The organism is Exobacillus caeni (assembly GCF_005747095.1).
Classification (GTDB): Bacteria; Bacillota; Bacilli; order Bacillales; family Guptibacillaceae; genus Exobacillus; species Exobacillus caeni.
The window spans coordinates 94756-115953 of record NZ_SWLG01000004.1; the positions used below are offsets into that span (position 1 = coordinate 94756).

Genomic DNA, 21198 nt, shown 5'->3' on the forward strand with positions numbered 1-21198 from the left:
AAGGCAAAATAGGATATGCTCTAATTAAGAATCTTATAATCATTTAATGAAATAAATAGGGAGGCCTTCAAATGAGTAAGCAATGGTGGAAGGAAAGTGTTGTTTATCAAGTTTACCCGCGAAGCTTTAACGACTCCAATGGTGATGGGATTGGAGATATAAAAGGTATTACTGAAAAGCTTGATTATTTACAGGAACTCGGAATAGATGTAGTCTGGCTTTCACCTGTTTATCAATCGCCAAATGATGATAATGGCTATGATATCAGTGACTATAGAGACATCATGAGTGAGTTTGGCACAATGGAAGAGTGGGAAGAAATGCTGGACGGCATGCATGTGCGCGGAATTAAATTGTTGATGGATCTTGTAGTAAACCATTCTTCAGATGAACATACATGGTTTTTAGAATCCCGTAAGTCAAAGGACAATGAATATCGGGACTATTACATCTGGCGACCCGGGAAAGATGGTAAAGCGCCGAATAACTGGGCTTCCTTTTTCAGTGGTTCTGCATGGCAGAACGATGAAGAAACAGGAGAGTATTATCTGCATTTATTCAGCAAAAAGCAGCCTGACTTAAACTGGGAGAATCCTAAAGTGAGAAGCGAAATCCATGATGTGGTACGCTTTTGGATCGACAAAGGAGTGGATGGGTTCCGGCTGGACGCCATCGATGTTATCTCTAAAACAGAAGGATTGCCGGATGCAAAAGTAGTAAATGATGATCAGTACCAGTGGGGAGGAGAATATTTCTTCAACGGTCCGCGCATGATGGAATTTTTGAAAGAACTGGATGATGAAGTATTTTCCAAACATGATCTGATGACGGTTGCTGAGACATCAAGTGCTGACATTGACCGCGGTATTGCATTAACAAATGAACAGGATGGCGTTGTTAACATGCTGTTCCATTTTGAACACATGGATCTTACCAGTGGCCCTGGAGGCAAGTGGGACCAAAAGGACTGGGAGCTCGCTGACCTGAAAAGAGTCATGACGAAATGGCAAAATGACCTTGAAGGAAAAGGATGGAATAGCCTGTATATGGAAAACCACGATCAGCCCCGCTCTGTTTCGGTATTCGGAAACGATAAAGAATACCGTGTAAAATCGGCAAAAATGCTCGCGACCTGGCTTCATATGATGCAGGGAACGCCTTACATTTACCAGGGACAGGAACTGGGGATGACGAACGTACGCTTCGGTTCCATTGAGGATTACCGTGACGTTGAGATCCATAACATGTATAAAGAACAGGTGCTGGAAAAGGAAGTAGATCCTGTAACCGTAATGGAGAAGATCTATAAAAAAGGCAGGGATAATGCCAGGACTCCAATGCAGTGGGATGCGAGCGAAAATGCTGGATTCACAACAGGCGATCCCTGGATTAAGGTGAATCCAAACTATAAAGAAATAAACGCTGAAGAAGCTTTAAAGGATCCGGCTTCTATTTTCTATCACTACAAAAAACTGATTGAACTGCGTAAAAAGCATGATGTCATCGTATATGGCTCTTATAAACTAATCCTGGAGGACCATAGCGAAATTTATGCTTATACAAGAACGCTTAATGATGAAACACTTCTTGTAATCAGCAATTTTTCAGACAAGACACCTCTTTTTGAACTTCCTGAAGATATTGGGTTTTCTTCAAAGGAACTTTTGATCAGCAATTATGAAGTAGGAGAAGAAGATATTAAGGGATTCAAACTTAAGCCATATGAGTCTAGAGTGTACAGATTAACATAAATATGCGGGGCACCTATAAGCGGGTGTCCTTTTGGTTGCTGTTAGGTTTGCTTAATTTTATTAAATAAAAAAGATTCGTGACCTTCTGCTCCGGGAAGTTTTGTGATAAGTGGAAAGAATAGTAGAATAAGGAACATGACAAAAATGTTTAGATCAGGAGGTATTTCATGGAAGTCACAGTACTAGGCCCCTGGGGCGGATTTCCGGCAGCTTCTGAAGCAAGTGCCGGCTATTTAATACAGGATAAAGGTTTTAATCTTTTAGTCGATTGCGGAAGCGGGGTGCTTTCGCAGCTCCAAAAATATATTGCTGTTAAAGACCTGCATGCGGTGATAATATCTCACTACCATCCAGACCATGTGGCAGATATCGGTGTATTGTATCATGGAAGGTTAATTGAATCCCAAGTTGGGGAAAAGCTCCCGCCTTTACCGATTTACGGCCACCCATATGACCAAAAAGGATTTGGAGAGCTTTCCCATCGTTCTTATACTGAAGGAAAAGCGTATGACCCTAACAAAGAATTGCATGTTGGCCCGTTTACGATTACTTTTCAAGAAACGAAGCATCCGGTGAAGTGCTATGCGATGAGAATTACGAATGGTGAAAAAACGGTAGTCTACACTGCAGATTCTGCTTACCTGGAGGCTTTTAACAGACTTGCTGATAATGCGGACTTGTTTATTTGCGAATGCAACCTGTACAGTGACATGGACGGCTCCAAAATGGGCCATATGAACAGTACGGATGCAGCGAAAATCGCAAGAGATGCAGGGGTGCGTACATTGATGCTGACTCATCTGCCTCACTTCGGTGACCTTGAAGATCTAGTGAATGATGCAAAGCAAACATATGATGGAAACGTGATGCTCGCTGAATCCGGGTATAAGTGGGAATGACCTCTTGAGGTAAAAAAAGAGGAGGGCACGGGTTAAACTTTGCCCTCCTTTACCATTAGATTACATCCTCTTCATTTCTTCTGCCCGCTTGATAGGGTAAACAAGTTCCCAACCTGTTTCCTTTAGGGCTTCTTCATAAAAATAATTATGCTCCACGCCAACTATGCAAAGGATTCTTTTTCCATGATTGTTCGTCATCACTTCTTTTATCCTGTCGGTCATTATTTGGTTCCTTCTTGTCGTTGACGGAACGCTGCCACTCTTTCTTTAGCCGTGTACCAAGAATCCCAACCATCCCCATAGTTCCAACTTCCTTTTAATAATTGATTCGATTGAAATGATGAAAATCCTGTTATCAGAGGATAGGGGGAGGTAATTCAGCGTTTCGGAGCATTTAATTAAGGCTAACAGGAAATAGGCGAACATCAGGAACGTACATCAAACCTATAAAAAAAGAGTGCCGTTATCGACACTCCGTAATATTAATCCATCGGAAGATCTGTATCTAATTTTCCATTCATATCAATCATATAGCCAATTTCACGGCCAAGAAGACGGGCGATGTCTTTGGATTTTTTTTCGCCTTCGCTTTTGATTTGTTCGATGGTCAGGTTTCCCTTCAACTGGGACGCTCCTACGATTACACTTATATCGCCTTTTTCGAAAAATACGATTTTCACACTTTTCCCCTCCTACATGAATTTCCATTACAATATTCGCAACACGACTTAAACATTAGGGGGAGAAAGGGCGATTTGAAAAAATTGTAATTTAAATGAAGCGGTGATCTTTTTTGCTTATTGGCTTTTGTTTTTTTAGAATAAGAATAGGCAGCTAACAAGGAAGGATGAAACTTGATGCTATATGTTGATAATGAAAACGTGATGGATGCAGGCCTGAACCTTGCAATCGAGGAATATATCTTAAAAGAATTTGATCCGGAAGAAACATATCTTTTGTTCTACTCAATGGATCCAACAGTAATTGTCGGGAAGAACCAGAACACGATAGAACAAATTAACACCGATTATATCGAAGAGAACGATGTTGCTGTTATACGCAGGCTTTCAGGCGGAGGTGCGGTATACAACGATCCGGGAAACTTAAGCTTTAGCTTTATTACAAAGGATGACGGCAACAGCTTCAATAACTATAAAAAGTTTACGGACCCGGTTATAAAGGCGTTAAAAAAACTCGGTGTAGAAGCTGAGCTAAGCGGGAGAAACGATATCCTGGTCGGCGGAAAAAAGATATCGGGAAATGCCCAGTTCTTTACAAGGGGGCGGATGTACAGCCACGGCACCCTTATGTTCGATGTGAACCTTGAAAACGTCGTGAAAGCATTGAAAGTAAACAAGGAGAAAATTGAGTCAAAAGGAATTAAATCGATTCGAAGCAGGGTAACAAATATTAGCGAACATATGGATGAAAAGATTAGCCGTGAGGAATTTAAAGAAACGCTGCTTCGTTACATATTCGAAGGATCGGATGAAATTCCTACTTACAAGCTTTCGGATGGTGACTGGAAAAAGGTTAAAGAGATTGCGGAAAAACGTTATAAAAACTGGGATTGGAACTTTGGTAAGTCACCTAAGTTTAATGTCCAGCATTCAAAACGCTTTCCGATCGGATCGATCGATATTCGTTTAGAGGTTAAAAAAGGAAGGATCGAAGCCTGTACAATCTTTGGCGATTTCTTTGGGGTCGGAGATGTAAAGGAAATTGAAGAGCGGCTGCTGGGTGTACGGTATGAACGTTCTTCTATTGAAGAAGCGTTAAAGGATATCGATGTATCACATTATTTTGGGAACGTTTCAAAGCAGGAATTTATCCAGCTGGTCTATTAGAAGAGGATAATATACAATTCAGTGTTGCTATTGAAAGGAGCGCAAAGTGAACATTCATTTTTCAAAGTTAACCGAGCCTAACCCCGGCGTTGTGGACGTTTTTAACCGATGGGAGAACGATCCTGACTTAATCCCGTTAACTCGTCCCAATCAAAACAGGGCAGAATTGGAACGACAGGAAATCATAACAGCGGAACGGCTGAAACAACGTCTTGAAAATAACCATATCTACCTGATTTTTCTGGAAAACAGGCTGGTCGGCGAAATGAACTACATGATTGATCCGCAACATCTTTTTAAGAAGGAGCAAGGAACCGCCTGGCTGGGGATAACGATTGGTGAGCATGAAGGACGGGGCAGGGGGATAGGTCACATTGCCATACATTATTTAGAAGAACAGATGATGCAGCAAGGCCTTAATCGTGTTGAACTCGGTGTGTTTGAATTTAATTTGCAGGCACAAAAGCTATATCAAAAATTGGGCTACCAGGAAATCGGAAGGATCGAAAGGTTTACTTTCTGGAAAGATAAAATGTGGTCAGATATTCGCATGGAGAAATACTTGAAAGGTAAAGTGTAATCTGGAAAAAAATAGTGCAAATATAAAAGAGCAAACTCTCATGAAAAGGAGCTTGCTCTTATTCAGGTTAGTTTTTAATTAAATTAAAGCGCGCATTCCTCCACTTCAAAGCCTAAGTCTTCAATCATCTGATGGTCACTTGTATATTCCGCTCCGTCGGTTGTTAAATAATCGCCAACAAAGATAGAATTTGCTGCATATAACCCCATCACCTGCAGGGAACGCAAATTGTATTCCCGCCCTCCTGACATGCGGATTTCCTTGGATGGATTAATAAAACGGAACAATGCCAGTACTTTTAGGCAATAACGAGGGTCGAGTTCATCCATCTTCGCCATTTTAGTTCCTTCAACAGGATGTAAAAAGTTAACTGGAATGGAATCTGCATCAATCTCTCGTAACTCCATCGCCATGTCATATACGTCTTCAAACGACTCGCCCATCCCGACTATGCATCCAGAACAAGGAGAGATTCCTGCTTTTTTAACATTTTTAACGGTTTCAACCCGATGGTCATAAGTATGGGTTGTTGTAACCCTGTCATGGTGGCCTTTACTTGTATTTATATTATGGTTATAGCGGTCAACTCCCGCCTCCTGCAGCTTTTTTGTTTTTTCCTCTGACATGATACCGAGACAGGCGCAAATTTTAAGAGGCATTTCTTGCTTGATTTCTTTTACGGCCTCCACAACTTGATCTACCTCGCGATCTGTTGCCCCGCGTCCGCTAGTAACAATACAGTATGTACCGGCTTTCCTTGCCATCGCTTCTCTTGCTCCCGCAACAAGCGTATCTTTTTCTAGAAGCGTATATTTTTTTACGTTCGTTTTTGCAAAAGCTGACTGTGCACAATAGCCGCAATCTTCCGGGCATAGTCCGCTTTTGGCATTAATGATCATATTGAGTTTCACTTTGTTTCCGTAATAGTGTTTCCTGACCCGATATGCAGCATAAAGTAAGGGCAGGATTTCGTCATCAGGACAAGTCAATACGCTAATAGCCTGTTCTTTGGTAAGGGGAATGTCCTTTAGAGCCAGGTCGGCCAAATTATCCCAACCTACTTTAACAGGGGCTTTTAAATTTGCTTTCATTTGTTCCCTCCATAAAAGTTAACTTTTTCTACGTTTTGGTTTACAATAAAATTATCACCGCCAGAAAATACTGTCAATATATTAGTAAACCTATTTGCTTATTGGGTTGACATAAACGAGAAAAATTTTTACTATTAAACTAATAATCAACTAGGAGAGATGCAATTATGTCGAAAAGAAAAAAATTAAGTGCACTTGATATTACATATGCCGCCATGTTTGCTGCTTTAATGGCTGTCGGTGCAAATATTGCCCAGTTTTTGCCGATGGTCGGAGGAGTGCCGATCACATTGCAAACCTTTTTCTCCATCCTTGCCGGAGCTTTACTTGGGAGCAGGCTTGGAGCCATCTCAATGACTGTTTATATGGCGGTCGGTCTGGCTGGAGCACCGGTATTTGCTAAATTTTCTGGAGGAATTGGAACACTAGTAAGCCCTACATTTGGATTTATCTTATCTTATATTCTCGTTTCGTACGTAATCGGAAAGATGATTGAAGCGAAGAAGAACCCTGGAGTTCAAACGTTTTTATTCGCCTGTTTCGTAGGATTATTTTTAAACTATTTCCTTGGAACCAATTACATGTTTTATGCCTATAAACTTCTAGGTATAGCGCCTGAAGGGTTTTCATATGGAATGGCATGGGGCTGGATGATGGTTCCACTGCCAAAAGATATCGTGTTAACAATTGTTGCTGCTGTCCTTTCCCCAAGAATCTACCGTGCCGTTAATAAAACCAGCAGAGGGCATGGCAGAAGAAGCGTCGCGTAAGCAATATGACAGAGAACGCAGACCGCCAATTTGAACGGCGGTCTTTTTTTAATAGAAAAAAGAAAGTATTTAGAGGGAGAAGGAAGAGTTTATAGAACTTTTAGAGGGTTTTTAACCTGGAAAAGTTACTGCATCTCTTGTACTTCTGTTTTATATTCAATATAATGTATTTAGAAAATTTAAAAGTGAATGATTATTCATTCATTAAATTTATCTTCATCTTTCCACAAGGAGGAGAGCTTATGAACTTAACGAGTCGGATAGAGCAGACGGCAATGAAAAATGGGAAGAAAGATGCGTATTTTTTCCAGGGTGAAACCGTTACATATAGCCAGTTGAGCAGGTATATAAGTCGGTTTGCAAACAATCTGCAGGAAGCAGGGATTCAGAAAGGCGATCATATTGCTTTAATACTGGGAAACTGTCCCGAGTTCTTAATAAGTTATTACGGCGCATTGAAAATGGGAGCGGTTGTAATTCCGATCAATCCTATTTATACACCAGATGAGATTGCTTACCTTTTACACAATGGAGATGTAAAAGCAGTGGTAACACTTGATAAAGCACTTCCGCTGGTGGAGAAACTTTCAGAACAGCTTCCAAATGTAAAGCAGGTTATTTATACAGGAAGCAAAGCGGAAGATGAAACAAGCGGACGAGTATTTTTGAAACCGTTTGCAGAAATGGTAGATGAAAATTCTAAGGAATATGTTGCAGCAGAGGAAACGGCTGATGACGATCTTGCAGTTATTTTATATACTTCCGGTACGACAGGTAAGCCGAAGGGTGCAATGCTTACCCACAAAAATTTGTACAGCAATGCTTCTGATACCGCTGACTATTTAAAAATCGATTCTAACGACCGGGTGATCACTGTCCTTCCAATGTTCCATGTATTCTGTATGACTGTTGCGATGAATGCTCCTTTGATGGCAGGAGGGACATTGCTGATTATGCCTAAGTTCAGTCCAGCAGAAGTTTTTAAGGTTGCATCTGAACAAAAAGCCACGATATTCGCGGGTGTTCCGACGATGTATAACTTCCTATATCAGTTCCCAGAAGGAAATAAAGAAGATTTCAGCGATATCCGTCTTTGTATTTCAGGCGGTGCATCGCTTCCTGTTTCGTTATTGCATCGTTTTGAGGAAAAGTTCGATGTGAGAGTCTCAGAAGGGTATGGGCTTTCAGAAGCCGCTCCGGTCACGTGTTTTAATCCACTCGATCGCCCGCGAAAGGCAGGTTCGATAGGAAAGAGTATTACGAATGTAGAAAATAAGGTAGTGAATGAACTGGGAGAAGAACTTCCTCCTAATGAAGTTGGGGAACTTGTTGTTAGAGGCCCTAACGTTATGAAAGGATATTACAAGATGCCGGAAGACACAGCCGTGACGATTAAGGACGGCTGGTTGTACACAGGAGATCTTGCGAAAATGGATGAGGATGGCTACTTTTACATTGTAGACCGTAAGAAAGATATGATTCTTGTAGGCGGGTATAACGTTTATCCAAGAGAGGTCGAAGAAGTGTTGTATAACCATCCGAATGTGGTTGAAGCAGCTGTCATTGGAGTTCCAGACCCGAATTTCGGGGAAGCGGTAAAGAGTGCAGTAGTTTCGAATGACCCTTCCCTGACCGCAGAGGAGTTAACTTCTTATTGCCGGAAACACCTTGCCAAATACAAATGCCCTACTGAAATCGAATTCTTAAAAGAATTGCCAAAGAACACGACGGGTAAAATCCTGCGTAAAGCACTTAAAGAGCAAATCACAAATCATTAACGAAATTGCCCCTATCTAATAAGGTGGGGGCTTTTTTCTTTCTGCAAACCCAAAATATTTTCAGAAAATATAAAATACATTTGAAAATAGTATTACATTATTCTATAATAACGTTAAATAAACGTAATATATATTAGGTGGTGATATTGTGAGGGCGGATGTATTATTTGAAGACATGACCGAAGAAGAAAAGTATGAGCATTTCATGGATCGAATCGATGCCGGAGAAAAAATTGAGGCCGATGACTGGATGCCTGAGGATTACAGAGAATCGTTGATTCGCTTGATTGCAATGCATGGAATTAGTGAGATCATGGGGGCTCTTCCAGAAAAAGAGTGGGTTCCAAAAGCGCCGACATTGCACCGAAAGCTTGCGATCATGGCGAAAGTTCAGGATGAAATGGGACACGGGCAGCTTTTGCTTAGAGTAGCGGAAGATTTAATGGCTCCGCTGGGAAAGAACCGTGAAAATATTATGCAAGACTTATTTTCTGGAAGACTAAAGTTCCACAATGTGTTTCATATGAAAGCCCCTACATGGGGAGACGCAGGTATTATCGCATGGCTTGTCGACGGGGCTGCGATCATCTCGCAAACGATGATGCTAACGACTTCTTATGGACCGTATGGAAGGGCGTTAAAACGAATTTGTGCTGAAGAGGTGTTCCATGCCCAGCATGGTGAAAGTATTATCCTTGCGATGGCTGAAGGGAACGAAGAGCAGAGGCAGATGCTGCAGGACTCTTTAAATCGCTGGTGGACTGCATTACTGATGTTTTTCGGACCAAAATCAAAGGAAAACACAGGTTCTTCTCACCAGGATAAAAATATCCGTTATAAGCTTAGGACAAAAACGAACGAAGAGCTTCGACAGGAATTCCTTACAAAATATGTGCCGCGAATCTGGGCGCTGGGATTAACGATTCCGGATGAAACACTGCACTTTGACGAAGAAGAGAAGCTCTGGAAATACAGGGATCCCGATTGGAACGAATTTAAGCAGATCGTTACCGGTAACGGGCCGCAATCAAAGGAAAGATTAGAGCTTAGAAGAGATTCTTATGAAAATACAAGATGGGTTCGCGAAGCGCTGAGCAGCCAGAAAAAGGCTGCGATCTAGCGGAACAGGCATAAAGGAGGATGAACGTGAGCGATATGTCAGGAAGCGACTTTTACCAGGAATTTGAAGTGTTTAGTAAAAAGAAAGATACATCACCGATGCAATACCAGTTCAGCTTGCTAGCCCCAAATCATGAGCTTGCGCTTGTAATGGCAAAAGAAAACTTTTTCAGAAGGGAGCCTGTAGCGGATATCTGGGTCGTGAAGCGTTCTGACATACGAAAGCTGACACAAACGGAACGCGAAGGCTTGAAAAAGCTCGACAAAGATTATCGTGAGACAAAAGGCTACGGTTACCTGAAGAAAAAATGGCGGCAGTATGAGCAGGAACAATTTACAGAAGCCGACATTATGGGAGGAGGGAAATCATGAGAACCTATGAAACTGCAGAAGAAGCACTAGAGTCGCCAGAATACAATGAAGCATTGACTGAACTACTGTTTCAACTTGCTGACGATGATTTCCTTCTTGCATATAGAGGCTCCGAATGGCTTGGTCTTGCACCGCATATTGAAGAAGACGTCGCTTTCTCTTCGATCAACCAGGATATGATGGGCCACGCTACCCTTTATTATAAGAGGCTTGAAGAACTTGGCGAGGGAAAAGCGGATGATTTAAGCCACTTAAGAAGCCCGGAGAAGTTCAGGAACGCCGTATTGCTTGAACTGCCCAACGGAACCGGTAACTATCTGGAAAAGCCTAACTACGATTGGGCCTTTGCTGTAGTCAGAAATTACTTTTATACACTGGCTAAGAAGATCAAGCTCGAATCCTTGAAAACTTCTTCATATGTACCGTTGCAGCATACAGCAAGAAAGGTACTGATGGAAGTTAACTATCATTTGATGCATTGGGAAACATGGTTTAATCAACTGATCCAGAGCACAGAAGAAGCACATAAAAGAATGAAAAACGCCATCGATCAGGTCTGGGAAGAATTTATGGGCGTCCTGTCTACTGGTGACAAGGGCGATGTTATGGCCCGATCAGGAATCATCGAAGACGAGGAGACAATAAAGAAACGCTGGATAAGCAAAGTGGAAAGCGTCTTTACCCAGAGCGGATTGCATCTAAAAGAGAAACCGCAAATGAAGAGTGGAAACGGAAGAAACGGCGAGCATACGCCAACCCTTGAGAGCGCTTTAGACACATTATCTGAAGTTTATCGAAAAGCACCTGCTCAAGGGTGGTAAGAAAACAATTATATAAGGAAGGAGGAAAAGAAATGATCACCAGTGACCGATTAAAAGAAACCGTTTACAGGGAGTTGAAAAAAGTCGAAGATCCTGAAATCACCTCTGTCAGCATCCTTGACCTCGGAATGGTCGATGACGTTATCGTCCAGGAAAAAGAAGCGGTAATCCAAGTACTTCCGACGTTCTCCGGCTGTCCTGCACTCGATTTGATCAAAAAGAGAATTGAAGAAGCAGCACTAAAGGTAGGAGGGGTTGAAACGGTTAACGTGCAGTTTGTGTATGATCCGCCATGGACGACAGACCGCATCACCGAGGAAGGACGGGAACAGCTCAAGCAATTTGGGATCGCACCTCCTCCTTCCGACCATATTGATGGTGAGCCATGGCATGTGGACTGCCCATACTGTGGCTCCACATACACAACAATGGAAAACATCTTCGGTCCAACAGCATGCCGAAGCATCCTGTACTGCAAATCCTGCAAAAACCCATTCGAAGCAATGAAACCAGTCGCAAACCTATAAAACTACTGGTTTCACCAGAAGGTTTTCAGAGGAAGGTTTTATAAGACCACAGAGCCCAGCATCTTTGCTCCCCTAAAAAATAGATTGCCAAATCTATTTAGCAGGAGCGTAAGCGATAGACTTTTATGTGATCAAGACTGCGTCAAGCTCGCTTGTAAGAAGGCTTGAACACATAAAAGTCGCCGGGGAGCAAGATAGGTTATAGAATGCTAACTAAAACAAAAAACAAGGAGTGTTACAAATGGTAAAAATGATCGCACTGTACAAACAACCGGAAAACAAAGAACAATTCGACGAGCACTACTTCAACGTCCACGGCCCGATCACTGAAAAAATCCCGGGCCTTCAAAAAATGGAAGTTACTAAAATCGTAGGCTCTCCGATGGGAGACAGCGAATACTACCTGCTTTGTGAAATGTACTATGAAAGCCACGAAGCAATGAAAAAGGCAATGAAAACAGACGAAGCAAAAGCATCAGGAAAAGACCTCATGTCCTTCGCAGGCGACCTTGTAACACTCATGTTCGGAGAAGAAGTACATGAAGAAGCAAATGCAAAATAAAGAATTCATCAAAACGTGGGTCGAAGGAAAAGTTGGCGTCATTCAGCTTGATCGCCCAAAAGTACTGAACGCGATAAATACAAGCATGGTTCGCGAAATCGTTGAAACAGCAGAAAGCTTTGATCGTGAGGATGATGTGATGGTCATCGTGATCCGAGGTGATGAGCGGACGTTCGCTGCCGGAGCCGATATCGATGAAATGGCGGAAGTGGACGCGGTCACGATGGAGCTTCGTAACCAGTTCACAGACTGGGATCGTCTTGCAATCGTTAAAAAGCCAATGATCGCAGCGGTAACAGGTTACGCTTTTGGCGGAGGGTTTGAGCTTGTCTTATGCTGTGATATGGTTTTTGCAAGTGAAAATGCACAGGTCGGCTTCCCGGAAGTAAAGCTCGGTGTTATGCCAGGGGCCGGTGGAACCCAGAGGTTGACAAAGCTTGTCGGAAAAACGAAGGCATTGGAATGGCTCTGGTTTGGAGATGCGAAGCCGGCGTCAGAAGCATATGATCTGGGGGTCATCAACCGGTTGTTTGCACCGGAAGTTTTATTTGAAGAAACGATGAAGGTTGCCCACAGATTGAGTGAGCAGGCTCCGATTTCGGTTCGCCTTATCAAAGAATCCGTAAACAAAGCTGTCGATTACAGCGTGTATGAAGGTATGCAGTACGAAAGGAAAAACTTTTACATGCTGTTTGCAACAGAGGATCAAAAAGAAGGTATGGCAGCATTTAAAGAAAAAAGAAAGCCTCATTTTAAAGGGAAATAGGGGGCAGGATGATGTACGAAACAATAACGTATGAAGTGAAAAATAACGTTGCATGGCTGACGTTAAATCGGCCGGAAAAGCTTAATGCTTTTACAGAACAATTAAATAAAGAGATAACAGATGCGGCAAAGCAAGCAGAACGTGACGAAAACGTACGTTGTGTCCTCATTACAGGTGCGGGAAGAGCGTTTTGCTCAGGGGAAGATCTAGCAGGGGTCAATGAGCAGATGGACCATGCCGAAGTGCTTCGTAAACGCTACAACCCGATGGTAAAGAAGCTTGCCTCGATTGAAAAACCGGTCGTAGCAGCAGTGAACGGGGTAGCAGCCGGAGCCGGAATGAGCCTGGCGCTCGCATGTGATTTCAGATTGGCGAAAGAGAATGCTAGTTTTGTTGAGGCATTCATACATGTCGGCCTTGTGCCGGACTCAGGAAATCTTTATTACTTGCCAAGGATAGTGGGCCATGCAAAGGCACTCGAGCTTGCTGTTTTAGGAGAAAAGATTAAAGCTCCACAGGCAAAAGAACTGGGGCTTGTGACAGAAGTGTACACAGAAGAGGAATGGGATGAAAAAGTGGCTGCTTTTGCAGAAAGGCTTGCATCCATGCCGACCAAGGCAATAGGCTTGATCAAGCGCTACCTTCAAAAAAGCTGGGATAGCGATCTGGATGAAGTGCTTGAAATGGAAGCAGGAGCCCAGAAGACAGCGGGACTGACAGCAGACCACCACGAAGGAATCCAGGCTTTTCTTGAAAAGAGAAGGCCTGTATTCCAGGGAAAATAATAGATTTAAACTTTGAAAGGATGATCATACATGGGTACAGCTCAAGTGAAAGAATCGACAAACCAGGAAATGAAACGTGACCGCTACAGTATGATAATTAATGGAGAGCAGGTTGAGAGCGCTTCAGGGGAAACGTTTACTACATACAACCCTGCCACAGGTGAAGCGATCGCTGAAGTTGCAAAAGGTGGAAAAGAAGACGTAGACCGAGCTGTGGAAGCAGCAAGAAATGCTTTTGATAACGGAAAATGGAAGCGCTATCCTGTAGGGAAGCGTTCCAGAGTATTGAATAAAATCGCTTCGATCATGCGTTCACGTTTCAAGGAACTCGTGGAGCTTGAGGTAATGAACAGTGGAAAGACGATTGCGGCTGCACAGGGACAGGTGATGCAGGCGATCGAAGACTTTGAATTTTATGCAGGTGCGATTGTAGGGCATAGAGGGTATGTGAACAATGTACCTGGTCCGTTTACGAACACTGAGATGAAAGAACCACTCGGCGTTTGTGCACAGATCATTCCATGGAACTACCCGATGATGATGGCCGCCTGGAAAGTAGCGCCGGCGATTGCTGCTGGCTGTTCGATCGTGTTAAAGCCTGCGAGCCTGACACCATTAACAGCGATTATTCTTACAGAAATATGCCATGAAGCAGGAGTGCCGGCTGGTGTAGTAAACGTTGTGACCGGTCCTGGTTCTACGATCGGATCCTACCTTGTTGAGCATGAAGGGGTAGATAAAGTAGCATTCACTGGTGAAACACAAACAGGTAAAGATATTATGGCGAAAGCCTCTGAAACATTAAAAAGAGTAACGCTTGAACTTGGCGGAAAATCGCCTAACCTTGTTTTCCCTGACTGCGATCTTGATGGTGCGGTTGATGGTTCATTGTTCGGTATCTTCTATAACACAGGCCAATCCTGTGAAGCGCGCTCAAGATTGTACGTGCATGAAGATATTTACGATGCATTTATGGAAAAGTTTGTTGAAAAGGCGAAAAAGCTTCAGCTTGGTGATCCGATGAGCGACCAAACTCATATGGGTGCTGTTATCAGCCAGGGGCAGCTTGATACGATAGACGGTTATGTCCAATCTGCACGTGAAGATGGGGCAAACGTTGTTACCGGCGGCGAATCAGTAAAAGTCGAAGGCTTTGAAAACGGCTACTGGTATGCACCAACGATCATTACAGATGTAACAAGTGACATGAAAGTAGTGCGTGAAGAGATCTTCGGGCCTGTTGTTGTGGTGATGAAGTTTTCTGATGAAAAAGAAGTTATCAAATTGGCTAATGACAGTGTTTATGGACTCGCAGCAGCAATCTGGACGAAGGATTATGCGCGTGCCAATAAAGTAGCAGCTCAGTTGCAGGCAGGTACGATCATGGTTAACTCTCCTTTCTCTGCATTCCCTGGAACTCCGTTTGGAGGATATAAACAATCCGGTTTTGGAAGAGAGTTAAGTATCGAAACGCTCGATCTCTATACAGAAACAAAGAGTGTATTGTCTTACATCGGAAGCAAACCGCTAAATCCGTTCGGCCTGTAAAAGTAACATTCTATCTTTATACGCGAGTACTTCACCAGCTGAAGTGCTCGCATTCTGTTATTTCCTGACTGAGCATACGCTCGGATGAAGAAACTCTTAATACGGAGGGATCCATAATGGTACATAACATGGTTGTTGTCGGCTCTGGAGTGATGGGACGCGGGATCGCCTATGTCGGTGCACTTGGCGGTATGGAAGTAAAGCTAGTCGATATTAATCGAAATGCCCTTGAAAGTGCAAGGGACGAACTTGAGAAAATCTTTCAAAAAGGGATTGAAAAAGGAAAGATTACAAACGAACAGCGGAGTGCAGCTTCTTCGAGATTGAGTTATGAAAGTAACCTTGAGGAAGCCGTGAAGGATGCGGAGCTTGTTATCGAAGCAGTACCGGAGAAGATTGAAATTAAGCAAAAAATATTTGAAACCCTTGATGAGAATGCTCCTGAGCACTGTTATTTTGCAACAAACACTTCAACGATGAGTCCGACAGAAATTGCTTCTTTTACAAAAAGGCCGGAGAAAGTTATTGCGATGCACTTCTTTAACCCTGTCCATCGTATGCCGCTGATCGAAATCATCCGGGGGATCGAAACGGCTGATGAGACGGTGGAAGTGGCAAAACTTGTTGCTGGAAAAATGGGGAAAGAAACGGTTACAGTAAACGAATTTCCCGGCTTTGTGACAAGCCGGATCAGTGCGCTTGTCGGCAATGAAGCATTTTATATGCTCCAGGAGGGCGTTGGAACAGCTGAAGAAATCGATAAAGCGATCAAGCTTGGATTGAATTATCCGATGGGACCGTTTGAACTTGGCGATCTTGTCGGATTGGATACTAGATTAAATAATCTAACCTATTTATACGAAACACTTGGAGAGAAATATCGCCCATGTCCGCTTCTTGTGAAATATGTTAAGGCTGGAAGGCTTGGACGGAAAACAGGCAAAGGTGTTTATGAGTATCCGAGGAAGCAGGAGGTGTCAAAATGAAGGAAGTAGTCATCGTCGATGCGGTAAGAACTCCGATTGGAAGATATAAAGGTGCTTTAAAGAATGTTCGACCGGATGACCTTGCAGCTGTCGTTATACGGGCATTGATGGAGCGCAACAGTGCTCTCTCAGGTCAGGATGTGGAAGAAGTGGTGATGGGTAACGCGAACGGTGCCGGAGAAGAGAACCGTAACGTCGCCCGTATGGCCGGCCTTCTTGCAGATCTTCCTGTCGAAACAGGTGGAACGACTATCAACCGTTTGTGCGGATCAGGGATGGATGCTGTCATCTATGCAGCAAGGGCAATCATGGCCGGTGAAGGTGATGTCTTTATCGCCGGCGGGACGGAAAGCATGACGCGTGCTCCGTTTGTGATGGCAAAACCTGAGCAAGAGTTTCCGCGAGGGAATATGGAAATGTTCGATACGACAATCGGCTGGCGTTTTACAAATCCGTTGATCGATGAAAAGTTTGGAACAGACAGCATGCCGCAAACGGCAGAAAATGTGGCAAAACGGTACAAAATTTCGAGGGGAGAGCAAGATGAATTCGCAGTGAACAGCCAGGAAAAGGCTGCTTCTGCGATGGAATCTGGGCGTTTAAAAGATGAAATAGTGCCGGTGACATATTACGACAGAAAAGGCAATGAGATTGTGGTCGATACGGATGAACATCCTCGTCCAGGCACGTCGATGGAAAAACTCACGAAGCTACGGCCGCTCTTTACTGATGGAACAATAACAGCGGGGAATGCTTCAGGAATAAACGATGGTGCCTCTGCTTTATTATTGATGAGTGCTGATAAAGCGAAGGAACTTGGCTTCAAGCCTCTTGCCCGTTATGTCGCTTCAGGAACAGCCGGGCTTGAACCTGCCGTAATGGGGCTCGGTCCGATCTATGCTTCCCAGAAGGCATTAAAGAGAGCGAATCTAACGACGGACGATATCGGACTGGTGGAATTAAACGAAGCATTTGCATCGCAATCCCTAGCCTGTATCAATGAACTTGGGCTAAACGAAGATATCGTAAACGTTAACGGCGGAGCAATCGCTTATGGCCATCCACTTGGAGCAAGTGGAGCAAGAATCCTGACAACCCTGATCCATGAAATGTCAAAAAGAGGCACAAAATATGGCCTCGCGACAATGTGTATCGGAGTCGGACAAGGAATTGCGACAATAATCGAGAATATGGAATAAGAGAGAATGCTGGCAAAAAGTTTTTATTAAGAGAACGAAGCAACACATCTTTACTCTATCAAAAAGAGTGAATAAATCTTTTTGATAGAGCGCAAGCGACCGGCTTATAAAGGTAGCTTTGACCTGCTCGTATGTATAATGCTACCTTCCTATAAGAGTCACCAGAAGAGAAAAAGTCTTATAACATATCAGCCAGCATAACCATTATACTCAGGAGGGAATCCCGTTATGGCAGTCATCGAATATGAAGTTAAAAACCACATAGGCTACGTCACACTCAATAGACCAGATGTCCTAAACTGCTTCAACTATGAAACATTGAAAACAATGGAAGGCATCATTGAAGAAATCCATACCGATAAAAATGTCCGTGTCGTCATCTTCACAGGTGCCGGCGACAAAGCGTTCAGTGCAGGAGCAGACCTGAAAGAAAGAAAAACATTGTCTGAACAGGAAGTGCGCCGGAATGTGAAGAAAATCAGAGAAGTTTTCTCTGCAATAGAAGCCCTTCCTCAACCAACGATCGCTGCATTAAACGGCTATGCGTTTGGAGGAGGATTTGAACTTGCGCTGGCATGCGATTTTCGCTTTGCAGTAGAAGGGACAAAGATGGGCTTGACCGAAACGAGTCTTGCTATTATACCTGGAGCTGGCGGAACACAGCGTCTGCCGCGGATCATCGGCACTGCCAAAGCGCTCGAGCTTATATTAACGGCTAAAAAGCTTACATCGGAAGAGGCGTATGAGGTAGGAATTTTAAATCGGGTAGTGGAAAAAGATTCACTGATGGACGCATGTGAGGATTTTGCTTCCCAGATCACGAAAAATGGCCCTATCGCTGTTCAACAGGCGAAGTTTGCTGTTCGTGAAGGGATGAACGTAGACCTTCAAACTGGAATGGCGATCGAATCGAAAGCATATGAAGTAACAATCCCAACAAAAGACCGTATTGAAGCGTTAGAAGCGTTTAGCGAAAAAAGGAAGCCTGTTTTTAAAGGAGAATGATCACAATCCCTTGCACACCATCTCTGGGTCTGGTAGCATTACAGAAAATACTGCTTCCGTTTTAAAAGCGGCTGGTAAGAAGAACGAGATGTTTTAACAGATCGATGAAGGTGGTACTGGAATGAAGAATGGTTTAAATACTAGATCGATGATTTTCACCCTTTACGGGGATTATATAAGTCACTATGGAAACGAAATTTGGATTGGCAGCTTGATTCGGTTATTGAAGGAATTTGGGCATAATGAGCAATCGGTCCGTGCCGCTATCTCCAGGATGAACAAGCAAGGCTGGGTGAAGGCCCGCCGAAAAGGAAACAAGAGCTTCTATTATTTAACGGATCGAGGAATACGAAGAATCGAAGAAGCGGCGAATAGGATTTTTAAGCTTCAGCAGGATGACTGGGATGGACAATGGAGAATGTTAATGTATACGATTCCCGAAGAGAAACGGAACATCCGGGATGAATTGCGTAAAGAACTGGTATGGAGCGGCTTTGGCAGTTTGTCGACAAGTACGTGGATCTCGCCTAATAAGCTTGAGGACCAGGTTAAGTCTATGATCGATAAATATGAGATCGAGCCTTATATTCACTTTTTTGTTGCAAAGTACGAAGGCCCGAACACAAACCAGCAATTGGTTTCCGAGTGCTGGGACCTTGAAGAAATAAACAGCAGGTATGAAGAGTTCATCAGTGAATACAGCCAAAAGTACATTATTGACAGAAACAAGATTGAAAAGGGCGAGATGTCAGACGGGGACTGCTTTGTAGAGAGGACAAAGCTTATCCATGAATATCGGAAGTTTTTGTTTGTCGATCCAGGTTTGCCTGAACAGCTTCTTCCTGATAAATGGCTTGGAGATCATGCTGCTTCTTTATTCAGCGACTATTATAAATCTCTCGCACAACCTGCTTCTCGCTTTTTCGAAGAAGTGTTCCAGGAAGGAAACGAATTAAAGAAACGGGATGTCAGTTATGACGCGCTGCACCATCCGTTGATCATTGAACAGAAAAGTTAACAGAAAGAAAGGCACCCTGAGGGGGTGCTTTTCTCATTCTTGCATACCTTTAAACTGTTCTTTGAATTCCTGCCCTTTTTTTTGGTAGGTTTCGATTGTCAGTTGAATCAATTCAAAATCTTTTTCATTTAAGTCACGGACCACTTTTCCGGGAGAACCCATGACCATTGTTTTGGGCGGTATTTTTTTGCCTGGAGGTACAAGCGTATTGGCCGCAACAAAAGCTCCCTCACCAATTTCAGCACCATCCAAAATGATGGCACCCATGCCGATCAGTGCACCCTTTCTGATTGTGCAGCCATGAAGGATGACGTTATGCCCAATCGAAACTTCATCTTCAAGAACAAGCGGAGAGCCTTCATATAAGTGGCAGGTGCAATTATCCTGCACATTGGTTCTGTCCCCGATGGTAATAGGCGCCTCGTCTCCGCGAATAACGGTATTGAACCAGATACTTGACTCCTTGCCGATCGAAACATCACCGATTATTCTGGCTCCCGGAGCAATGAAGGCACTGTCATCAACTTTTGGATGCATCCCGTTATATGGATATAGCAACGTTAAATCCCCCTATTAGTAGAAAATTTTAAAATGTTCTATTGTTCAATCTTTTTTTAAGCGTTATCATTAGTATAACATTTTATTTACGACGTTAACAAAAAACGTATAAGTATATTCGGCATCCAGAAAGGAGTAATAGGATGAATAAGTTATGTCGTTTACTGGATATATCTTTTCCAATTATTCAGGGAGGGATGGGAAACATCTCGAACGCTCCTCTTACTGCTGCTGTATCGGAAGCAGGTGGCCTGGGGACGATCGGGGCCGGCACGATGGCTCCAGCAGAAGTAGAGGAAATTCTAAAGGAAGCAAAAAGAAGAACTTCCCGTCCGATCGCTTTAAATATTCCGCTATCGGTTACACCATACGTCAAGGAACTCGGTAAGCTGGTATTTAAGCATAATATTCCGGTTGTATCTTTGTCTGCAGGTAATCCGGCTCCATATATACCAAAGTTTAAAGAAAAAGGGGTTAAAGTGATCTGTGTTGTCGCTTCTGTAAAACATGCAATAAAGGCTGAGCAGGCTGGGGCTGACATGATCGTAGCTGAAGGATACGAGGCTGCGGGAATTAACTCCAACCTGGAGACGACAACTCTAACGCTTATTCCCCAGATTGTAAAAGCGGTATCTATTCCGGTTGCTGCTGCGGGAGGCGTCGGAAACGGAAACGGACTCGCTGCAGTACTCTCCCTCGGTGCACAGGGGGTACAGATGGGTACAAGGTTTATTGCTACAAAAGAGGCTCCTGTTCATCAGCTTTACAAGGAGCATATCTTAAACGCATCCGATACAGAAACACATATTGTAGGAAGAAGTGCAGGCAAAATTAGAAGACTATTAAAAACACCGTATTCCCAAAAACTTTTGGAGCTTGAAAAAAACGGTCTGTCTGCAGAAGAATTCCAAAACCTTACAAATGAGGAGAAACATAAGATAGGGGCTCTTGAAGGCAGGCTTGATGAGGGGTTTATCAACGGAGGCCAAATTTCAGGGCTAATCGATTCGGCTCCAAGTGTAAAAGAAGTTATCGAAAAGATGATCGAAGAGGCAAAAGAAGCTGCAGACAATGCAAGCGAGCAACTAAAGCAATTCACGTCCACGCAAAATAAATGATTACATGGTGCCCTTAATAGGGGCATCTTTTTTGCCGTATAGGCGAGTGAAACTTTTAGCAGAGGAGACTCGACGTCGTTAAAAGTTTAAGAATATAC

General features: G+C 43.3%; 23 protein-coding genes. 19 read left to right on the top strand and 4 right to left on the bottom strand.

The window, feature by feature from the left end:
- Positions 1-71: 71 nt before the first annotated feature.
- Both FCL54_RS05950 and FCL54_RS05955 read left to right on the top strand, forming a co-directional pair.
- Positions 72-1751: a glycoside hydrolase family 13 protein gene (locus FCL54_RS05950; RefSeq protein ID WP_138124203.1), complete on the top strand. Its 1680-nt coding sequence runs from the start codon at positions 72-74 to the stop codon at positions 1749-1751.
- Positions 1752-1918: 167 nt separating this feature from the next.
- The gene (locus FCL54_RS05955) at positions 1919-2650 is read left to right on the top strand and encodes an MBL fold metallo-hydrolase (protein ID WP_138124205.1); all 732 of its coding nucleotides are present in this window, start codon (positions 1919-1921) and stop codon (positions 2648-2650) included.
- A gap of 60 nt (positions 2651-2710) precedes the next feature.
- Here the strand turns inward: FCL54_RS05955 and FCL54_RS05960 are convergent, their stop codons facing one another.
- Together FCL54_RS05960 and FCL54_RS05965 are read right to left on the bottom strand one after the other, a co-directional pair.
- A complete protein-coding gene (locus FCL54_RS05960; protein WP_138124207.1) occupies positions 2711-2872 on the bottom strand; it encodes a glycosyltransferase family 1 protein in 162 nt (53 codons plus the stop codon).
- A 260-nt stretch (positions 2873-3132) separates the two neighbouring features.
- Complete coding sequence (locus tag FCL54_RS05965) at positions 3133-3330, bottom strand: hypothetical protein (protein WP_138124209.1); 198 nt, start codon at positions 3328-3330, stop codon at positions 3133-3135.
- Between the two features lie 177 nt (positions 3331-3507).
- On the opposite strand from FCL54_RS05965, the gene lplA reads away from it, so the two are divergent.
- Positions 3508-4497, top strand: a complete 990-nt coding sequence (gene lplA / locus FCL54_RS05970) for a lipoate--protein ligase (protein WP_138124211.1) — start codon at positions 3508-3510, stop codon at positions 4495-4497.
- 46 nt (positions 4498-4543) lie between these two features.
- Positions 4544-5077 carry a GNAT family N-acetyltransferase gene (locus FCL54_RS05975; RefSeq protein WP_138124213.1) on the top strand — a complete coding sequence of 178 codons (534 nt, stop codon included), beginning with the start codon at positions 4544-4546 and terminating at the stop codon, positions 5075-5077.
- Positions 5078-5160: 83 nt separating this feature from the next.
- Here the strand turns inward: FCL54_RS05975 and bioB are convergent, their stop codons facing one another.
- On the bottom strand, positions 5161-6168 hold the full coding sequence (bioB, locus tag FCL54_RS05980; RefSeq protein WP_138124215.1) for a biotin synthase BioB: 1008 nt from the start codon (positions 6166-6168) through the stop codon (positions 5161-5163).
- Between the two features lie 167 nt (positions 6169-6335).
- Between bioB and FCL54_RS05985 the strand changes: the two genes are divergently transcribed.
- From FCL54_RS05985 to paaX, 14 genes are all read left to right on the top strand, one after another.
- Positions 6336-6938, top strand: a complete 603-nt coding sequence (locus FCL54_RS05985) for a biotin transporter BioY (RefSeq protein ID WP_171016704.1) — start codon at positions 6336-6338, stop codon at positions 6936-6938.
- A 242-nt stretch (positions 6939-7180) separates the two neighbouring features.
- Positions 7181-8716, top strand: coding sequence for a fatty acid--CoA ligase family protein (locus tag FCL54_RS05990; RefSeq protein WP_138124219.1), 1536 nt, complete (start codon positions 7181-7183; stop codon positions 8714-8716).
- 175 nt (positions 8717-8891) lie between these two features.
- Positions 8892-9836, top strand: coding sequence for a 1,2-phenylacetyl-CoA epoxidase subunit PaaA (gene paaA / locus FCL54_RS05995; RefSeq protein WP_138124866.1), 945 nt, complete (start codon positions 8892-8894; stop codon positions 9834-9836).
- Positions 9837-9871: 35 nt separating this feature from the next.
- Positions 9872-10207 carry a 1,2-phenylacetyl-CoA epoxidase subunit PaaB gene (gene paaB, locus FCL54_RS06000; protein ID WP_138124868.1) on the top strand — a complete coding sequence of 112 codons (336 nt, stop codon included), beginning with the start codon at positions 9872-9874 and terminating at the stop codon, positions 10205-10207.
- Positions 10204-11028: a 1,2-phenylacetyl-CoA epoxidase subunit PaaC gene (gene paaC / locus FCL54_RS06005; RefSeq protein ID WP_138124221.1), complete on the top strand. Its 825-nt coding sequence runs from the start codon at positions 10204-10206 to the stop codon at positions 11026-11028. The genes paaB and paaC overlap by 4 nt, the downstream gene beginning before the upstream one ends.
- Before the next feature lie 32 nt (positions 11029-11060).
- A complete protein-coding gene (paaD, locus tag FCL54_RS06010; RefSeq protein WP_138124223.1) occupies positions 11061-11555 on the top strand; it encodes a 1,2-phenylacetyl-CoA epoxidase subunit PaaD in 495 nt (164 codons plus the stop codon).
- Positions 11556-11796: 241 nt separating this feature from the next.
- Positions 11797-12117: an EthD family reductase gene (locus FCL54_RS06015; RefSeq protein ID WP_138124225.1), complete on the top strand. Its 321-nt coding sequence runs from the start codon at positions 11797-11799 to the stop codon at positions 12115-12117.
- Positions 12107-12883 (top strand): enoyl-CoA hydratase-related protein, encoded by a 777-nt coding sequence (locus FCL54_RS06020; protein ID WP_138124870.1) that lies wholly within the window; start codon positions 12107-12109, stop codon positions 12881-12883. The genes FCL54_RS06015 and FCL54_RS06020 overlap by 11 nt, the downstream gene beginning before the upstream one ends.
- A gap of 11 nt (positions 12884-12894) precedes the next feature.
- Positions 12895-13668 carry an enoyl-CoA hydratase-related protein gene (locus tag FCL54_RS06025; RefSeq protein WP_138124227.1) on the top strand — a complete coding sequence of 258 codons (774 nt, stop codon included), beginning with the start codon at positions 12895-12897 and terminating at the stop codon, positions 13666-13668.
- A 30-nt stretch (positions 13669-13698) separates the two neighbouring features.
- Complete coding sequence (locus tag FCL54_RS06030; RefSeq protein WP_138124229.1) at positions 13699-15216, top strand: aldehyde dehydrogenase family protein; 1518 nt, start codon at positions 13699-13701, stop codon at positions 15214-15216.
- A gap of 116 nt (positions 15217-15332) precedes the next feature.
- Positions 15333-16202, top strand: a complete 870-nt coding sequence (locus FCL54_RS06035; RefSeq protein WP_138124231.1) for a 3-hydroxyacyl-CoA dehydrogenase — start codon at positions 15333-15335, stop codon at positions 16200-16202.
- Positions 16199-17401 (top strand): thiolase family protein, encoded by a 1203-nt coding sequence (locus tag FCL54_RS06040; RefSeq protein WP_138124233.1) that lies wholly within the window; start codon positions 16199-16201, stop codon positions 17399-17401. The genes FCL54_RS06035 and FCL54_RS06040 overlap by 4 nt, the downstream gene beginning before the upstream one ends.
- Before the next feature lie 228 nt (positions 17402-17629).
- Complete coding sequence (locus tag FCL54_RS06045) at positions 17630-18406, top strand: enoyl-CoA hydratase-related protein (RefSeq protein ID WP_138124235.1); 777 nt, start codon at positions 17630-17632, stop codon at positions 18404-18406.
- A 121-nt stretch (positions 18407-18527) separates the two neighbouring features.
- Positions 18528-19424: a phenylacetic acid degradation operon negative regulatory protein PaaX gene (paaX, locus tag FCL54_RS06050; RefSeq protein ID WP_246055152.1), complete on the top strand. Its 897-nt coding sequence runs from the start codon at positions 18528-18530 to the stop codon at positions 19422-19424.
- Between the two features lie 33 nt (positions 19425-19457).
- On the opposite strand, the gene FCL54_RS06055 is transcribed toward paaX, so the two are convergent.
- Positions 19458-19982 carry a gamma carbonic anhydrase family protein gene (locus FCL54_RS06055; protein ID WP_138124237.1) on the bottom strand — a complete coding sequence of 175 codons (525 nt, stop codon included), beginning with the start codon at positions 19980-19982 and terminating at the stop codon, positions 19458-19460.
- Between the two features lie 143 nt (positions 19983-20125).
- Here FCL54_RS06055 and FCL54_RS06060 point away from each other — a divergent pair, with 143 nt between their 5' ends.
- On the top strand, positions 20126-21100 hold the full coding sequence (locus FCL54_RS06060; RefSeq protein ID WP_138124239.1) for an NAD(P)H-dependent flavin oxidoreductase: 975 nt from the start codon (positions 20126-20128) through the stop codon (positions 21098-21100).
- The last annotated feature ends 98 nt before the right edge of the window (positions 21101-21198 follow it).

Excerpts from the sequence above, each read along its gene's own strand:
- lplA (WP_138124211.1), top strand. The coding sequence starts at position 3,508 with ATGCTATATGTTGATAATGAAAACGTGATGGATGCAGGCCTGAACCTT.
- FCL54_RS06030 (WP_138124229.1), top strand. The coding sequence starts at position 13,699 with ATGGGTACAGCTCAAGTGAAAGAATCGACAAACCAGGAAATGAAACGT.
- FCL54_RS06035 (WP_138124231.1), top strand. The coding sequence starts at position 15,333 with ATGGTACATAACATGGTTGTTGTCGGCTCTGGAGTGATGGGACGCGGG.
- paaC (WP_138124221.1), top strand. The coding sequence starts at position 10,204 with ATGAGAACCTATGAAACTGCAGAAGAAGCACTAGAGTCGCCAGAATAC.
- paaD (WP_138124223.1), top strand. The coding sequence starts at position 11,061 with ATGATCACCAGTGACCGATTAAAAGAAACCGTTTACAGGGAGTTGAAA.
- FCL54_RS06025 (WP_138124227.1), top strand. The coding sequence starts at position 12,895 with ATGTACGAAACAATAACGTATGAAGTGAAAAATAACGTTGCATGGCTG.
- paaB (WP_138124868.1), top strand. The coding sequence starts at position 9,872 with ATGTCAGGAAGCGACTTTTACCAGGAATTTGAAGTGTTTAGTAAAAAG.
- FCL54_RS06020 (WP_138124870.1), top strand. The coding sequence starts at position 12,107 with ATGCAAAATAAAGAATTCATCAAAACGTGGGTCGAAGGAAAAGTTGGC.
- FCL54_RS06040 (WP_138124233.1), top strand. The coding sequence starts at position 16,199 with ATGAAGGAAGTAGTCATCGTCGATGCGGTAAGAACTCCGATTGGAAGA.
- paaX (WP_246055152.1), top strand. The coding sequence starts at position 18,528 with ATGAAGAATGGTTTAAATACTAGATCGATGATTTTCACCCTTTACGGG.
- FCL54_RS06060 (WP_138124239.1), top strand. The coding sequence starts at position 20,126 with ATGAATAAGTTATGTCGTTTACTGGATATATCTTTTCCAATTATTCAG.
- FCL54_RS05985 (WP_171016704.1), top strand. The coding sequence starts at position 6,336 with ATGTCGAAAAGAAAAAAATTAAGTGCACTTGATATTACATATGCCGCC.
- FCL54_RS06015 (WP_138124225.1), top strand. The coding sequence starts at position 11,797 with ATGGTAAAAATGATCGCACTGTACAAACAACCGGAAAACAAAGAACAA.
- paaA (WP_138124866.1), top strand. The coding sequence starts at position 8,892 with ATGACCGAAGAAGAAAAGTATGAGCATTTCATGGATCGAATCGATGCC.
- FCL54_RS06045 (WP_138124235.1), top strand. The coding sequence starts at position 17,630 with ATGGCAGTCATCGAATATGAAGTTAAAAACCACATAGGCTACGTCACA.
- FCL54_RS05960 (WP_138124207.1), bottom strand. The coding sequence starts at position 2,872 with ATGACCGACAGGATAAAAGAAGTGATGACGAACAATCATGGAAAAAGA.
- FCL54_RS05990 (WP_138124219.1), top strand. The coding sequence starts at position 7,181 with ATGAACTTAACGAGTCGGATAGAGCAGACGGCAATGAAAAATGGGAAG.
- bioB (WP_138124215.1), bottom strand. The coding sequence starts at position 6,168 with ATGAAAGCAAATTTAAAAGCCCCTGTTAAAGTAGGTTGGGATAATTTG.
- FCL54_RS05950 (WP_138124203.1), top strand. The coding sequence starts at position 72 with ATGAGTAAGCAATGGTGGAAGGAAAGTGTTGTTTATCAAGTTTACCCG.
- FCL54_RS05955 (WP_138124205.1), top strand. The coding sequence starts at position 1,919 with ATGGAAGTCACAGTACTAGGCCCCTGGGGCGGATTTCCGGCAGCTTCT.